Annotated in this window: 15 protein-coding genes; 10 read left to right on the forward strand and 5 right to left on the reverse strand. The window is 65.1% G+C overall.

Going from position 1 to position 15041, the window contains the following annotated elements:
- The first annotated feature begins 156 nt into the window (after window positions 1-156).
- The 3 genes from argJ to PRtIB026_RS08220 all read left to right on the forward strand — a co-directional run bounded on the left by argJ (window position 157) and on the right by PRtIB026_RS08220 (window position 3086).
- Window positions 157-1374, forward strand: coding sequence for a bifunctional glutamate N-acetyltransferase/amino-acid acetyltransferase ArgJ (gene argJ, locus PRtIB026_RS08210; RefSeq protein ID WP_203647902.1), 1218 nt, complete (start codon window positions 157-159; stop codon window positions 1372-1374).
- 138 nt (window positions 1375-1512) lie between these two features.
- Window positions 1513-2145, forward strand: coding sequence for a glutathione S-transferase family protein (locus PRtIB026_RS08215; protein ID WP_203647901.1), 633 nt, complete (start codon window positions 1513-1515; stop codon window positions 2143-2145).
- On the forward strand, window positions 2142-3086 hold the full coding sequence (locus tag PRtIB026_RS08220; protein ID WP_203647900.1) for a Nudix family hydrolase: 945 nt from the start codon (window positions 2142-2144) through the stop codon (window positions 3084-3086). Before PRtIB026_RS08215 ends, PRtIB026_RS08220 begins: the two co-directional genes overlap by 4 nt.
- Before the next feature lie 81 nt (window positions 3087-3167).
- Here the strand turns inward: PRtIB026_RS08220 and PRtIB026_RS08225 are convergent, their stop codons facing one another.
- Genes PRtIB026_RS08225 through PRtIB026_RS08235 form a run of 3 tightly spaced genes read right to left on the reverse strand, consistent with a single transcriptional unit; the run spans window position 3168 to window position 6714 of the window.
- Complete coding sequence (locus PRtIB026_RS08225) at window positions 3168-3731, reverse strand: cob(I)yrinic acid a,c-diamide adenosyltransferase (RefSeq protein WP_203647899.1); 564 nt, start codon at window positions 3729-3731, stop codon at window positions 3168-3170.
- 1 nt (window position 3732) lies between these two features.
- On the reverse strand, window positions 3733-5760 hold the full coding sequence (locus PRtIB026_RS08230; RefSeq protein ID WP_203647898.1) for a sensor histidine kinase: 2028 nt from the start codon (window positions 5758-5760) through the stop codon (window positions 3733-3735).
- A gap of 36 nt (window positions 5761-5796) precedes the next feature.
- A complete protein-coding gene (locus PRtIB026_RS08235) occupies window positions 5797-6714 on the reverse strand; it encodes a putative 2-dehydropantoate 2-reductase (protein ID WP_203647897.1) in 918 nt (305 codons plus the stop codon).
- A gap of 100 nt (window positions 6715-6814) precedes the next feature.
- On the opposite strand from PRtIB026_RS08235, the gene PRtIB026_RS08240 reads away from it, so the two are divergent.
- From PRtIB026_RS08240 to PRtIB026_RS08250, 3 genes are all read left to right on the forward strand, one after another.
- Window positions 6815-7300 carry a YajQ family cyclic di-GMP-binding protein gene (locus tag PRtIB026_RS08240; protein WP_203647896.1) on the forward strand — a complete coding sequence of 162 codons (486 nt, stop codon included), beginning with the start codon at window positions 6815-6817 and terminating at the stop codon, window positions 7298-7300.
- A gap of 112 nt (window positions 7301-7412) precedes the next feature.
- On the forward strand, window positions 7413-8252 hold the full coding sequence (locus PRtIB026_RS08245; RefSeq protein WP_203647895.1) for a mechanosensitive ion channel family protein: 840 nt from the start codon (window positions 7413-7415) through the stop codon (window positions 8250-8252).
- A gap of 170 nt (window positions 8253-8422) precedes the next feature.
- Complete coding sequence (locus PRtIB026_RS08250) at window positions 8423-9667, forward strand: MFS transporter (protein ID WP_203647894.1); 1245 nt, start codon at window positions 8423-8425, stop codon at window positions 9665-9667.
- Between the two features lie 129 nt (window positions 9668-9796).
- On the opposite strand, the gene PRtIB026_RS08255 is transcribed toward PRtIB026_RS08250, so the two are convergent.
- Both PRtIB026_RS08255 and PRtIB026_RS08260 read right to left on the reverse strand, forming a co-directional pair.
- Window positions 9797-11344, reverse strand: coding sequence for an AmpG family muropeptide MFS transporter (locus PRtIB026_RS08255; RefSeq protein ID WP_203647893.1), 1548 nt, complete (start codon window positions 11342-11344; stop codon window positions 9797-9799).
- Between the two features lie 44 nt (window positions 11345-11388).
- A complete protein-coding gene (locus PRtIB026_RS08260) occupies window positions 11389-11742 on the reverse strand; it encodes an MGMT family protein (RefSeq protein ID WP_110739830.1) in 354 nt (117 codons plus the stop codon).
- 152 nt (window positions 11743-11894) lie between these two features.
- On the opposite strand from PRtIB026_RS08260, the gene PRtIB026_RS08265 reads away from it, so the two are divergent.
- The 4 genes from PRtIB026_RS08265 (at window position 11895) to PRtIB026_RS08280 (ending at window position 14999) form a co-directional block, all read left to right on the forward strand.
- A complete protein-coding gene (locus PRtIB026_RS08265; protein WP_203647892.1) occupies window positions 11895-12902 on the forward strand; it encodes a DUF481 domain-containing protein in 1008 nt (335 codons plus the stop codon).
- A 247-nt stretch (window positions 12903-13149) separates the two neighbouring features.
- Entirely contained in the window at window positions 13150-13875 is a 726-nt protein-coding gene (locus PRtIB026_RS08270; protein WP_203647891.1) for a HugZ family protein, read from the forward strand.
- Window positions 13876-13941: 66 nt separating this feature from the next.
- The gene (locus PRtIB026_RS08275; RefSeq protein ID WP_050703867.1) at window positions 13942-14403 is read left to right on the forward strand and encodes an FxsA family protein; all 462 of its coding nucleotides are present in this window, start codon (window positions 13942-13944) and stop codon (window positions 14401-14403) included.
- Between the two features lie 302 nt (window positions 14404-14705).
- Complete coding sequence (locus PRtIB026_RS08280; RefSeq protein ID WP_028689692.1) at window positions 14706-14999, forward strand: co-chaperone GroES; 294 nt, start codon at window positions 14706-14708, stop codon at window positions 14997-14999.
- The last annotated feature ends 42 nt before the right edge of the window (window positions 15000-15041 follow it).

The following is a 15041-nucleotide window of genomic DNA, read 5'->3' on the forward strand; positions in this document are numbered from 1 at the left end:
TTCGCCACTGGCTTGAGATCCCGGGGCTGCCTTGCAGCCCTTCGCGGCACAAGGCCGCTCCTACAGGAATCGCAACACCCCTGTAGGAGCGGCCTTGTGCCGCGAAAGGGGCGCAAAGCGCCCCCTAATTCCCCACAATTTTCTAGGAGCGCTCTAATGGCTGTTGGTCTTGGTCCCCTGCCCACCCTGCACCCGGTTCCCGGTTTCGAACTCGGTATCGCCTCGGCGGGCATCAAGCGCCCAGGGCGCAAGGATGTGGTGGTGATGCGCTGCGCCGAAGGCTCCAGCGTCGCCGGCGTGTTCACCCTCAACGCCTTCTGCGCGGCCCCGGTGATCCTTTCCAAGCAGCGTGTGCAGGGCACCGTGCGTTACCTGCTGACCAACACCGGCAACGCCAACGCCGGGACCGGCGTGCCGGGTCTGGCCGCCGCCGAGCGCACCTGCGCCAAGCTGGCCGAGCTTGCCGGCGTGCCGGCGGAGTCCGTGTTGCCGTTCTCCACCGGCGTGATCGGCGAGCCGCTGCCGGTCGAGAAGATCGAAGGCGCGCTGCAGGCCGCCCTGGACAACCTGTCGGAAAACCACTGGGCCGAAGCCGCCACCGGCATCATGACCACCGACACCCTGCCCAAGGGCGCCAGCCGCCAGTTCCAGTACGACGGCAAGACCATCACCGTCACCGGCATCAGCAAGGGCGCGGGCATGATCCGCCCGAACATGGCCACCATGCTCGGCTACATCGCCACCGACGCCAAGGTCGCCCCCGCAGTGCTCAAGGACCTGATGCTCGACGGCGCCAACAAGTCGTTCAACCGCATCACCATCGACGGCGACACCTCGACCAACGACTGCTGCATGCTGATTGCCACCGGCAAGGCCGATGTGCCGGAAGTGACCGAGGCCAGCGGCGCACTGTTCGAAGCGCTGAAGAAAGCGGTGTTCGAGGTGTGCATGGAGGTGGCCCAGGCCATCGTCCGTGACGGCGAAGGCGCCACCAAGTTCGTCACCGTGCAGGTCAACGGCGGTGGCAACCACCAGGAGTGCCTGGACGTCGGCTACGCCGTGGCCCACTCGCCGCTGATCAAGACCGCGCTGTTCGCCTCCGACCCCAACTGGGGCCGTATCCTCGCCGCGGTTGGCCGTGCCGGTGTGCCAGAGCTGGATGTTAGCCTGATCGACGTCTACCTCGACAACGTGTGCATCGCCAGCCAGGGCGGTCGCAGCCCGAGCTACACCGAGGCGCAGGGTTCGGCAGTGATGGCCCAGGAGGAGATCACCATCCGCATCGAGCTGGGTCGTGGCCAGTGCAGCGAAACCATCTGGACCACCGACCTGTCCCACGAGTACGTGAAGATCAACGCCGAATACCGGACCTGATGCATAGGGGCCGCTTTGCGGCCCTTTCGCGGCACAAGGCCGCTCCTACAAGGGAACGCGATCTCCTGTAGGAGCGGCCTTGTGCCGCGAAAGGGCTGCAAGGCAGCCCCAATATCCCGATTCCGCTGGAGCCCAATCATGAGCTATCACCTGATCATCGGCGACAAGCTGTATTCCTCCTGGTCGCTACGCGGCGCCCTGGCCCTCGAGCTGGCTGGCGTCCCCTACGAAGAAACCCTGGTCAAGCTCAACCAGCCTGACACCCGCCAGCGCCTGCTGGCCTTCTCGGCCACCGCCAAGGTACCGCTGCTCAAGAGCGAGCACGGTGTGATCGCCGACTCCCTGGCCATCGCCGAATACCTCAACGAACGCCACCCCGAGGCCCGCCTGTGGCCCGAGGACATCGCCGCCCGTGCCCAGGCCCGTTCGGCCTGCGCGCAGATGCACAGCGGCTTCTTCGCCCTGCGTGGCGCCATGCCGTTCGACCTGTCTCGTGACCAGGCGCTGGATGAGGTGCCGCTGGACGTGCAGGTCGATATCGACCGCATCGTTGCCCTGTGGAACGAATGCCGCGTAGTCGCCAAGGACAACGGCCCGTTCCTGTTCGGCCGGCCGACCCTGGCCGACGCCTTCTTCGCGCCGGTGGCCGTACGCCTGCGTACCTACCGTGTTGCGGTGCCGGCCGAAGCGGCTGCCTACATCGAGACCATCTACCAATGGCCGGCCTTCCAGGCCTGGCAACAAGCTGGCCTGGCGGAGCGTGAAGGGTGAAACGGATTCATGTAGTCGCAGCGGTCATTCGTGGCGCCGACGGGCGGATCCTGATTGCCCGCCGCGCCGATACCCAGCACCAGGGCGGCCTGTGGGAGTTCCCCGGCGGCAAGGTGGAGGAGGGTGAGGGCGTCGAGGCGGCGCTGGCCCGTGAGTTGCGTGAGGAACTGGGTATCGAGGTCGCGACTTCGCGGCCGTTGATCAAGGTCAGCCACGACTATCCGGACAAGCAAGTACTGCTGGATGTGCGTGAAGTGCACGTCTTTACCGGCGAACCCCATGGCGCCGAGGGGCAGCCCCTGGCCTGGGTGGCGCCGCGTGACCTTGGCCAGTATGAGTTCCCCGAGGCCAACAAGCCGATCGTCGCTGCGGCGCGCTTGCCCGACCAGTACCTGATCACCCCGGACGGTTTGGAGGTGCCTGAGCTGCTCAAGGGTATCCAGAAGGCCGTGGCCAGCGGCATCAAGCTGATCCAGCTGCGTGCGCCGGACATGTACGACCCCAAGTACCGCGACGTCGCGGTGGATGCGGTCGGCCTGTGTGCGGGCAAAGCCCAGTTGATGCTCAAGGGGCCACTGGAATGGCTGGGCGACTTCCCGTCGGCGGGCTGGCACCTGACCGCCGCGCAGTTGCGCAAGTACGCGGCCAAGGGCCGGCCATTCCCGAAGGAGCGTTGGCTGGCGGCGTCCTGCCACAGTGCCGAGGAACTGGCGCTGGCCGAGCAGATGGGGGTGGATTTTGTCACCCTGTCGCCGGTGCAGGCGACCCAGACTCATCCCGAGGCGGTGCCGCTGGGGTGGGGCGAGGCGCAGCGGATGATCGGCGGGATCAGCCATCCGGTGTTTCTGCTGGGCGGGGTCGGGCCGAGCGAGCGGGAGCGGGCCTGGGAGGTTGGGGCGCAGGGTGTTGCGGGGATTCGGGCGTTCTGGCCTGAGATCTGATACATCAGGCCATCGCGGGGCAAGCCCGCTCCCACGCCAGACCACAATCTGGCGTGGGAGCGGGCTTGCCCCGCGATGCGTTCAGGCGGGCTTCTCGGCCGCTTGCCACAGCACTTCATTCACTCCCTGGCGCCGCCCAATGATCCGGGCCGCGACGAACAGCAGGTCCGACACCCGGTTGATATAGGCCAGCCCCACCCCCTCCAGCGGTTCCAGCGCATTCAGCTGCTGGCAACGCCGTTCCGCCGCCCTCGCCGCGCTGCGGCAGACATGGGCCTGGGCCACCAGCATCGAACCCCCGGGCAGGATGAAGTTCTTCAGCGGCCCCAACTCTTCGTTCCAGCGGTCGATGGCCGCCTCCAGGCGCTCCACCTCGGCAGAGTTCAACGCCTGGTAGCTGGGCATCGCCAGCTCCCCGCCAAGGTCGAACAAACGGTGCTGACAAGGCGCCAGTACCTCGATCAACTCGCCAAGCCCGGCCTCGGCCAGCCCGGCCAGCAGCACGCCCAACTGGCTGTTGAGGCTGTCCACCTCACCGATCGCCTCGATCCGCGGATGGTCCTTGGGCACTCGGCGCCCGTCGCCCAGGCCGGTTTCGCCTTTGTCGCCGGTACGGGTGTAGATCTTCGACAGGCGATAGCCCATGTCATGTCTCCGTCTGGATGGTGCTCGGCTGGGCCGGGCTCAGGGGCAGGCGCAGGGTGAAGCAGGTGCCCTGGCCGGGGGTGGACTGCACCTCCATCTGCCCCTTGTGGTTGTTGGTGATGATGAAGTACGACACCGACAGGCCCAGGCCGGTGCCCTGGCCAATCTCCTTGGTGGTGAAGAACGGCTCGAAGGTGCGCTTGCGCACCGTCTCGGGCATGCCGACGCCATTGTCCTCGACCTGGATCTCCGCCCACGGTGGGTTGAGCCGCGTGCGCAGGATGATGCGCCCCGGTTCGCTGGGCTGCGGGCGTTGGTGAATGGCCTGGGCGGCGTTCTTCAGCAGGTTGAGCAGCACTTGCTCCAGCTCGTTGGCGGTGCAGGGCACCGGGCCCAGTTGCGGGTCGAACTGGCGGACGATGGCCTGGCCCTTGAAATCGAAGCCGATGGCCAGGTCGAAGTCGTTGCCGGCGATCTCCACGGCCTGGTCGATCAGCGCCGGCAGCTCGCAAGGGGCCAGTTGGCGATTGCTGCGGCGGCTGAAGCTGAGCATGTGGGTGACGATCTTGGCCGCCCGGGCGCCGGCCTGCTGGATGCCGTCGAGCAATTGCGGCACTTCGCGGCTCTCCAGGTAGCGGTTGACGGCCGGCAGGTCGATGCCCAGTTCGCCGGCCTGCTCCTGGTTGCGCGGCAGCTCCGGCGACAGGCGCCGGCGAATGTTCTGCACGTTGTGCAGGATGGCGCCCAGCGGGTTGTTGATTTCGTGGGCCATGCCTGCGGCCAGGCCGCCGACCGAGAGCATCTTTTCCGACTGCACCATCATCTCTTCCAGGGACAGGCGCTGGGTGATGTCGTCGATGCGGATCACCACGCCACGTCCAGCGCCACCCATCAGCGGGTAGAAGGTCAGGGCATAGTGGCGCAGGTCCTCGCCCTTGGGCCAGGTGACCCGCTCGATCTTGGCCACCCGGTGTTTCTCCACGCTCTCCTTGAGCTGCGGCAGGAAGGGCTTGAGCGGCTCGAAGGCGAGGAACACCGGCTGGTTCAGCGCTTCGTCCAGCGGTGTGCCGGAGAGCACCGTGGCCTCGTGGTTCCACTGGGTGACGTAGAGCTGCTCGTCGAGGGCAATCAGTGCCGAGGGCATGGAGTCGATGATGCTGTTCAGGTAGTTCTGAAAGCCCGTGAGTTTTTTCTCGATCTTGCTGCGCACCTGGACTTCAAGTTCCAGCTTGCGGTTGGTGTGACGGGTTTCCTCGGCCAGGCCCTGGGCCTGGTCGTAGGCGTCCTGGAACTCGTCGCGGGTGCGCTTGAGCTGCTGCTCGCGGGCCTCGATGCGCGACAGCATGGTGTTGAACGCCTCGGCCAGGCTGCCGATCTCGTCATCGTTGCCGCGTTTGGCGCGCAGCGCATAGCTCTCCTCGCGAGTAACCTGGCGGGTCAGCTCTTCGAGGCGATTGATCGGCACGGTGATCAGGCGCTTGATCTGCCGGGCGATGACCAGCCACAGCAGTATGCTGAACACCAGGATGGCCAGGCTGGCGGAGAGCGTGCCGGTGTAGAACGCGGTGGGCAGCTCGCTGCTGGCCACCAGCAGCAGGTGCGCGGGCGGGGCGGCGCTGCGCGGCAGGCGGATCAGCTGGGTGCTGCGAAACTCCATCAGGCGCCAGCCATCGATGTTGCGGTAGCGCTTGGGCAGGGTCAGCGGGTCGCCGTGCTGCAGCTGGGCCAGCATCTGCCCGTCGCCGCCATAGATTGCGGCGGCGCGCAACGGCGAGTAGCTGTCGAGCTCCTTGAGCAGCGCCGTGGCGTTCTGTGTCGAGTCGCCGGCGCGCGCGGACAGCTGCGGGTTGGAGACCAGCCGGCCGATGGTCTGCAGGGCCTGGGGCGCCATGCTCTCCTGGGTGATCCAGTAGGCGGCGCTGATGAAGGCAAGGTTGGCCACCAGCAGGATGGTCACCAGCAGCACCAGCAGGGCCGCCAGCAGTTTCTGCCCGACCGGGAGGTTTTCCAGGCGTTGACGCAAGGTCATGGGTGAAGAGGTGTCCTGTCCTGTGGATAAGGGGCGTCAGTCGCTGCGCAAACCGCGCGCCTCGAGGTTTACCGCCAGGCGCCGGCGCAACTTTTCCAGATGCGGCACGCTGGCGCCATGCCGTGCGGCGGCGCGGCAGGCGTGGCCGAGCAGGTAGTGGACCTCGGTGCGCCGGCCATGGCGAACGTCCTGGTACATGGAAGAGTAGTTGGCCGCAGTGGCGATGATCACCCGCTGCACTTCCTCGTGCAGGTCGTTGGCGGCCTCGGGCTGGCCGCAGCGGCGCAGCAGGTCGGCCAGTTCGTCGCACAGTTGGTCGACTTCGGCCAGGTGGCCAAGCAGGCCGCCGTTCTGGCAGTCGTGCAGTACGGTGAGCGGATTGATCGCGCAGTTGAGCGCTAGCTTGCGCCACAGGCGGGTAGGGATGTCGAGCGCCCATTGGGCCGGGATGCCGGCGTCGTGCAGGTCTGTGAACCAGGACGGGACGTTGGGATTGGCCGGGTCGCCCAGCCAGTTGAAGCCGTGGCCGGCGAAGCGCACCTGCCAGTCGGCCTCGCGGAACGCGCCCTCGGTGCTGGAGGCGAAGATGCAGCGGGCGTGGGGCACCTGGTCGGCGACTTCGTCCTGGCTGCCCAGGCCGTTCTGCAACAGCACCAGCTCGGCGCCGTTGGCCAGCCGCGGGGCCAGACGGGCCACGGCGGGCGCGGCGTCGTAGGCCTTGCAGGCGACCAGCAGGCGATGGATCGGGCCGCGGGCGTCGGCAGTCTCCGCGGGGATCGCGTAGTGGTGGGCGCCGTTCTGTTCGACCAGGGTCAGCCCACCGCCGTGCTCATAGGCGGCCAGACGCTGTTGGTCGCGCAGGATCAGGCGGACCGCCTTGCCGGCGCGGGCCAGGCGACAGGCCCAGAGGCTGCCGAGGCTGCCGGCGCCGAGAATATGCCAGGTGCTGCTCATCTGCGTTTCGCAACCCGTTATAATGAGTCCGCATTTTAACCATCAAACCCGACGCGCTCCATCTTCAGGCCGAGCGCGCTTTTTTTTATGGAGAACAACCATGCCTTCGTTCGACGTGGTATCGGAACTGGACAAGCACGAAGTGCAGAACGCCGTCGAAAACGCCATCAAGGAGCTCGACCGCCGTTACGACCTCAAAGGCAAGGGCAGCTTCGAGTTCAAGGAGAAGGAGCAGACCGTACTGCTGACTGCCGAGGCCGAGTTCCAGCTCGAGGCGATGATCGAGATCCTGCGCTTGGCGCTGGTCAAGCGCAAGATCGACGTCAAATGCCTGGAAGCCAAGGACGCCTATGCCTCCGGTAAGGAAATGAAGCAGGAAGCCAAGTTCCGCGAAGGCATCGACAAGGAGCTGGCGAAGAAGATCGTCGCTCACATCAAGGACGCCAAGCTCAAGGTCCAGGCCGCCATTCAGGGCGAGCAGGTACGTGTTACCGGCAAGAAGCGTGATGATCTGCAAGAGGCCATTGCTGCCTTGCGCGCCAAGGAATTCGACATGCCGCTGCAGTTCAACAACTTCCGCGACTGATCCGCGGCGGCCCGGAACCTTGATGGCGCAGTGATGTCCATCGGGGTCCGGGCCGCTTGCTTTGCGTTGCCCGCCTCATTGTGTACTTGCCGTTCGGCATCAGGAGATAAACATGGATTTGAACGCTGAAGTCGATCAGCTGGTCCGCCAATCGCAAACCTGGCTCCCCTTGATCATGGAGTACGGCAGCCGCCTGTTGCTGGCGCTGCTGACTCTGGCCATCGGCTGGTGGATCATCAACAAGCTCAGCGCCCGCCTGGGCAAGCTGGTCGGCCTGCGTGCCGATGCGGCGCTGCAGGGCTTCATCAGCACCCTGGCCAACATCGTGCTGAAGGTGCTGCTGATGGTCAGCGTGGCCTCGATGATCGGCATCGAGACCACTTCGTTCGTCGCCGCCATCGGTGCCGCGGGCCTGGCCATCGGCCTGGCCCTGCAGGGGAGCCTGGCGAACTTCGCCGGCGGCGTGCTGATCCTGATGTTCCGTCCGTTCCGCATCGGTGACTGGATCGAGGCGCAAGGTGTCAGTGGCACCGTGGACAGCATCCAGATCTTCCACACCGTGCTGCGCACCGGTGACAACAAGACCGTGATCATGCCCAACGGCAGCCTGTCCAACGGCATCATCACCAACACCAACCGCCAGCCGACCCGCAAGGTGGTGTTCGACGTGGGCGTGGACTACGACGCCGACCTGCAGAAGGCGCGCAACGTGCTGCTGGAGCTGGCCCAGGATCCGCGCGTGCTGCAGGATCCGGCGCCACAGGCGGTGATCTCGACCCTGGGTGACAGCTCGATCACCGTGTCGCTGCGTATCTGGGTCAAGACTGCCGACTACTGGGACGTGCTGTTCATGCTCAACGAGCATGCCCGCGACCGTCTCAAGGCCGAAGGCATCGACATTCCGTTTCCGCAGCGGGTGATCCGCGTGGTGCAGGAGGCGGCGGTCCAGTAACGCCGCGTCGCTTCCTATCGCGGGGCAAGCCCGCTCCCACATCGCCAGCAACGGTCTTGTGGGAGCGGGCTTGCCCCGCGATGCTTTTCAAGACCCTTACACTTGTTCACAGCCGGGTACTGTCATTTCTGGCATATACCTTGATCCTGCCTACAAACCCGATGTCCGCCATGAAACCTTTGCTGTATATCACTCCCTTGCGCGCCTTGCTGTTCGGTCTGACCCTGGCGCTGTTCGAACTGCTGACCTACCTCGCCAGCGACGCGGTCATGCCCGCCATGCCGGTGGTGGTTGGCGATCTTCAGGCCAGTCCCGAATACATTCCCCACGCCCTCAACCTCTACCTGCTGGGCGGGGTGCTGCTGCAATGGCTGATCGGCCCGCTGGCGGATCGCTACGGCCGACGCCCGTTGCTGCTGGGCGGCTGCATCTTCTTCGGCCTGGCCTGCCTTGCAACCTTCTGGGCGCAGGACATCGGCCTGTTCAACCTGCTGCGCCTGCTGCAGGGCATCGGTCTGGGCTTCGTGGTCACGGTCAGCTATCCGGCGCTCAATGAGGCGTTCAGCGAGGCCGACGCGGTGCGCATGATGGCCCTGCTGGCCAATATCGCCCTGCTGTCGCCGCTGCTTGGCCCGCTGGTGGGTACCTTGATGCTGCAGTGGCTAGACTGGCGCTGGCTGTTCGTGGCGTTTGCCGCAGGCGCGGTGCTGTGCTGGTTGCTGCTCTACCGGCTAATGCCGGAAACCCTTGGCGTGGAGCGGCGCGACGGTTCGCGCCTGCCGTTTACGCCCATCCACCTGCTGCCGTTGCTGGCTGGCTACGGCCAGTTGCTGGGCAATCGGCGCTTCGTGGCCGGCAGTGCGGCGCTGGGGTTGGTGGGGCTGCCGCTGATTGGCTGGATCGGCCTGTCGCCAGTGTTGCTGATCCATGACGAAGGCCTGAGCACCCTGGAATACGCGCTGTGGCAGCTGCCGGTGTTCGGCGGGCTGATCATGGGCAACCTGATCATCAACCGCATCGCCGATCGCTACCCGCTGCCGGCACTGGTGCGCGGGGCCCTGTGGCCATACCTGGCGGGGCTGTCGCTGATGGTCGCGGCGACCTGGTATTGGCCGACGGTTCCCAGCGTGGTGGCCGGCATGTCGCTGTACGCGCTGGGCCTGGGCGTGGCCAACGCCGTGCTGTACCGCATGACGCTGTTCTCCAGCGAACAGAGCAAGGGCCTGGTATCGGCGATGCTGGGGATGATCACCATCGCCTTGCTGGGGCTGGGCGGCGCGGTGTTGGCGATGCTCGGCGCGGGTGCGAGCCTGATGCACTTTGCCGTGGCGGCGGGCGTGGCGGGGGCACTGGCGTTGTGGCCATTGTGGTTCGTGGTGGGCAGGCGTTCGGGGGAAGGGGCTGTCACTCAGTAAACCCGAGTCCTGTAGGAGCGGCCTTGCGCCGCGAAAGGGGCGCAGCGCGCCCCCTGGCAATAGTCATGGACGCTCTGATTGCCGGGGCCGCTATGCGGCCCTTTCGCGGCACAAGGCCGCTCCTACAGGTCAGGGTTGCTCGGCGGTCGAGTTATTCACCGGCACCGGCTTTCCCCGACCAACCTCCTGCCGCCAGTGCAGGGCGATCAGCACCAGCGTCGGCACGCCGAGCAGCGCGGTGATCAGGAAGAAGTCGTGGTAGCCGAACTTCTCCACCATCACCCCGGAATAGCCACCGATCAGGCGCGGCAGCAACAGCATGATCGAGCTCAGCAGGGCGTACTGGGTGGCCGAGAACTTCAGGTTGGTCAGGCTCGACAGGTAGGCGACGAAGGCCGACGTGGCCAGCCCCGAGCTGAAGTTGTCCAGCGAAATGGTCACCACCAGCATTTCCAGGTTCGGGCCCATGTCGGCCAGCATCAGGAACAGGATGTTGGTCGCCGCCGAGGCCGCGCCGCCGATGAACAGGATCGGCAGGATGCCGAAACGCACGATCAGCAGGCCACCGGCACCGGCGCCGACCAGGGTCATGATCAGGCCGAAGATCTTGCTGACGCTGGCGATCTGGTCCTTGGTGAAGCCCATGTCGATATAGAACACGTTGGCCATCACGCCCATCACCGTGTCGGACATGCGGTAGGTGGCGATCAGCCCGAGCAGCAGCAGGGCCTGCCAGCGGTAGCGCGCGATGAAGTCGTTGACCGGTGTGAGCACCGGCGCCAGGCCGCGTCGGCCCAGGGACGACAGGCACGCCCAGGTCAGCAGCACGTAGAGGATCAGGCGCAGGAAGGCGCGGTCCTCGAGCAGCAGGTCGAGCATGGTCGAGTCGCCGAACACCACGCTGGCCCAGTCGGTGTTGAACAGCTGGGTGAAGCTGGCGGGCACCGAGACCAGCAGGATGATCAGCACGAACACCGAGGCCAGCTGGTGCATAAGCCCGTAGCGGGCCGCCGACAGCTGGGTGCGCAGGGGCACCGGCGGTTCGCGCATCACCAGGGTGGTGAACAGCGCGGGCAGCATCAGCACGCCGAACAGCACGTAGGTGCCGGTCCAGGCCTGGTGCAGGTAGCTGAATCCGGTGGAGCCGAACCACTCGGCGAAGAACAGCGCACCGGCGGTGGCGAGCAGGGCGGCAACCCGGTATCCGGCCATGTAGCTGGCGGCCAGGGCGGCCTGGCGCTGATCGTCGGCGATCTCCAGGCGGTAGGCGTCGACGGCAATGTCCTGGGTGGCGGAGGCGAAGGCCACCAGCACCGCCAGGGCAATCAGCCACGACAGGTGCTTCTGCGGGTCGCAGAAGCCCATGCCGATCAGCCCGAGCACCACCAGCACCTGGGACAACAGCAGCCACGAACGACGACGGCCCATGCCGCCGAGCAGCGGCAGGCGCCATTGGTCGAGCAGCGGCGACCAGACCCACTTGAAGGCGTACGCCAGGCCGATCAGGCTGGCATAGCCGATGGTCTCGCGCGCCACACCCGCCTCGCGCAGCCAGACCGAAAGCGTCGAGAACACCAGCATGTACGGCAGGCCGGCGGCGAATCCGAGCAGCAAAAGCACCAAAGTTGACGGGCTGGCATAGGCAGCGAGCGCAGCGCGCCAGGTTTTACGGGGCATGGGCCAACATCTGCCTCAAGGTTTGCGAAAACAAAGCGCGCACTCTAACCGCTGTGCTCCATTGGACGCCAGCCATGGCGCGCCATATCCACACGATTATTGGCCACATTCACCCCTTCTGCGCGTAGACGGGCGCGTTGTTCGTCGCCCGACGGCGTGCCCAGGGCCAGGCTCAGCCGACCGCCGGCACCCAGCACCCGGTGCCAGGGCAGGCGGGTGTCCGCCGGCAACTGCCCGAGGGTACGCCCGACCCAGCGTGCGGCACGGCCGAGGCCGGCCAGTTCGGCCAGCTGCCCGTAGCTGACCACCTTGCCGGCGGGCACCTGGCCCAGCACCGAGTACAGTGCCATTCGTCGGGCCTCTGCGTCTTCCGGCGGGGAGGGTGGCGGCATGGACATCACGGGGTACCTGGCCTGCGGATGAAACCGGACAGGCGGTCCGGGCAAATGCGAGTGGAACTCATCGGCATGGTCTGGGTCTGTCCTTGCTCAGGTTGTCGGTATCTGGATAATGCCCGGCTTTTTCGTCGAATCGAACCCATATTGCGCTTATGTCTTCTAGAACCCTGCTTTGCCTCATCACCGCGTCCCTCTGTACTCCCGTGCTCGCCGACACCGTGTGGATGAAGAACGGTGACCGCCTGAGCGGCAAGATCAAGGTCTTCGACGGCGGCAAGCTGCTGCTGGAGACGCCCTATGGCGGTTCGATCGCCCTGGACTGGAAACAGGTGAAGACGCTGGAGAGCGACCAGGAACTGCTGGTCAAGCAGGACGCCTACTCCGGCGAGAAGGCCAAGTCGCTCAAGGCCGCCGAACCGGGCAAGGTGACCCTGGCCAACGGCGATGCGCCGAAGACCGTCGAGCTGGCCAGCATCGAGCAGATCATGAAGCCACGGCCGGTGGTCGAGGACTTCCTGTGGAAGGGCAATGTCGATGTGGCGATGGACTACAAGCGCGCCGAGAACAATACCGACGACTACGACGTCAGCTTCAAGACCACCGCCCGCCACGGTCGTTGGCGGCACAACGCCGAGGGCGAGTACAACCGCGAGACCAAGGACGACGTCACCACCACCAACAACTGGAGCGCCGAGTACGCTCTTGACCGTTTCATCACCGAGAAGTGGTTCTGGCAGGGGCGCCTGGAGTACAAGCGCGATCATATCGAGGACCTGGCGCGCCAGCGTACCGTCGGTACCGGCCCGGGTTATCAGTTCTGGGATGATGAGCTGGGCGCGTTCTCGCTCGGTTCGCTGATCAACCGCACCGATTTCGAATACCGCGACGGCGGCAAGGACAACTTCTATGCCGCCGCCGTGAAGTGGGACTACAACCGCTACCTGATCGGCAAGAAGGTGGAGTTCTTCACCAATGGCGAGGTCGGCAAGCCGCTGGGCGGTGTGGCCGAGTACGCGCTGGATGCCGAGATGGGGCTGCGTTACAAGGTGACCGAGTGGGCTTCGCTCAACCTGAAGGCGGAGAAGGACCTGATCAAGGGCACCCGCGACAGTGACCTGGACAAGACCCGATATACCGCCGGGTTTGGTGTTACCTGGTAAGTCGATCCGGTAAAGCGCTGTGCGTGCTCTTTGTAGGAGCGGCCTTGCGCCGCGAAAGGGCCGCAAGGCGGCCCCGGCGATGTCTGCCTCATCGCTGAGATCCTGGGGCTGCTATGCAGCCCTTTCGCGGCACAAGGCCGCTCCTACAGGGGTATGCGTAGATCTACACGGCAGCAGACCCAGTGGCAGGGGCGGGTGATAATGCTTATCTTGTCACCCATCCAGTCTGTCGCCAGGAGACTCTCCAGTGAGTACCAACGCCCTCCGCCCCGCCCGGGAACTGCTGCTCAAGGAATATCGTGGCGTTCTCTCGACCCACTCCAAGTCCATGCCCGGCTATCCCTTCGGCTCGGTGGTGCCTTATTGCCTGGACGCCGAGGGCCATCCGCTGATCCTCATCAGCCGTATCGCCCAGCACACCCACAACCTGCAGAAAGACCCCAAATGTTCGCTGCTGGTGGGCGAGCGCGATGCCGAGGACGTCCAGGCAGTCGGGCGCCTGACGGTGATGGCCGAGGCGCGCAAGCTGAGCGACGACGCGGCCATCGAGGCTGCCGCGGCCCGCTACTACCGGTACTTCCCTGAATCGGCCAATTACCACAAGGCCCACGACTTCGATTTCTGGGTGCTCGAGCCGGTACGTCACCGCTACATCGGCGGTTTCGGTGCGATCCACTGGCTCGACCAGGTGACCCTGGCCAACCCCTTCGCGGGCGAGGTCGAAAGAAGCATGATCGAGCATATGAACGATGACCATGCCAATGCCATTGATCACTACGTAACACTGGTAGGGTTGCCGCTTTCGGCGCAGATGGTCGGCATCGACAGCGAGGGCATGCACCTGCGTATTGGCCAGGGCATTTACTGGCTGCCTTTCCCGTCTAGTTGCAATACGCCGACACAAGTCCGTGAGGCCTTGGTTTTGCTGGCGCGCGCTGACAAATGGCCGGATTCGACGCAGGTCGAGGGTTGAAAACAGGCGTCGAGGCATCCATCTGATGGTCTTACAGGAAGACTCTCTTCCGTCGAGGAACCCTTGATGCGTGCTTTTCTACTGCTGTTGTTGCTTTTCCCCGTGCTGGAGCTGTTCGTCTTCGTCAAGGTCAGCGCGGCCATCGGTTTCTTTCCGGCGCTGCTGTTGATCATCGCCGGTTCCGCCCTGGGTGTGCTGGTGATGCGTGTGGCCGGCCTGGCCACCGCCCTGCGTGCCCGGGAGAGCCTGCAGCGCGGCGAACTGCCAGCTGAGGACATGTTCCAGGGCCTGATGCTCACCGTCGGTGGTGGCCTGCTGCTGTTGCCAGGCTTCATCAGCGATGTGCTGGGCCTGCTCTGCCTGTTGCCGTTCACCCGCCGCCTGGTTGCCGGCAAGCTGCGTCGCCGCGCCGAGGAACAGGCCCTGCGCCAGCGGGCGTTCCAGGATGACCCATTCCAGGCCCAGCCCCGCGATGGTGGCCATCGTCCGAACGTGATCGAGGGCGAGTACGAGCGCCGCGACAAGTAACCCGCGAAAAGGTCTCGCAAGGCGTGGGAGCGGGCTTGCCCCGCGATGGGGCCGGTCGCCCTGATCGCGGGGCAAGCCCGCTCCCACGATGATTCTCACACCTTATGAAAATTTTTCTGTAGCAAGCCTTGTAATCGAATATCCCGGCCTCATGTATGTGTCACCGCAAGGTTTCTGGTGGCGACACCAGACATGACATAGGTGGTTCGCCCGGTGCGGGCCACGCCCGGCAACGCCGGATCGAATCAACCCGCCGGTGTCGACACCGGCCGATGAAAACCACAATTTGGGAGAGATCGACAATGAAGCTTCGTCCTCTGCATGACCGCGTCGTCATCCGTCGCAGCGAAGAAGAATCGAAAACCGCTGGCGGTATCGTCCTGCCGGGTTCGGCCGCTGAAAAACCAAACCGCGGCGAAGTCGTTGCCGTCGGCACCGGTCGTATCCTGGACAACGGCGAAGTACGCGCGCTGGCCGTGAAAGTGGGTGACAAAGTGGTTTTCGGCCCTTACTCGGGCAGCAACACCGTGAAAGTCGATGGCGAAGACCTGCTGGTCATGGCCGAGAACGAAATCCTGGCCGTTATCGAAGCCTGATTTCTCCCCGACTTCCCGTTACTCCAAAGAATTCCAAGGATT

Source organism: Pseudomonas sp. RtIB026, from assembly GCF_016861355.2.
GTDB classification, from domain to species: domain Bacteria; phylum Pseudomonadota; class Gammaproteobacteria; order Pseudomonadales; family Pseudomonadaceae; genus Aquipseudomonas; species Aquipseudomonas peradeniyensis.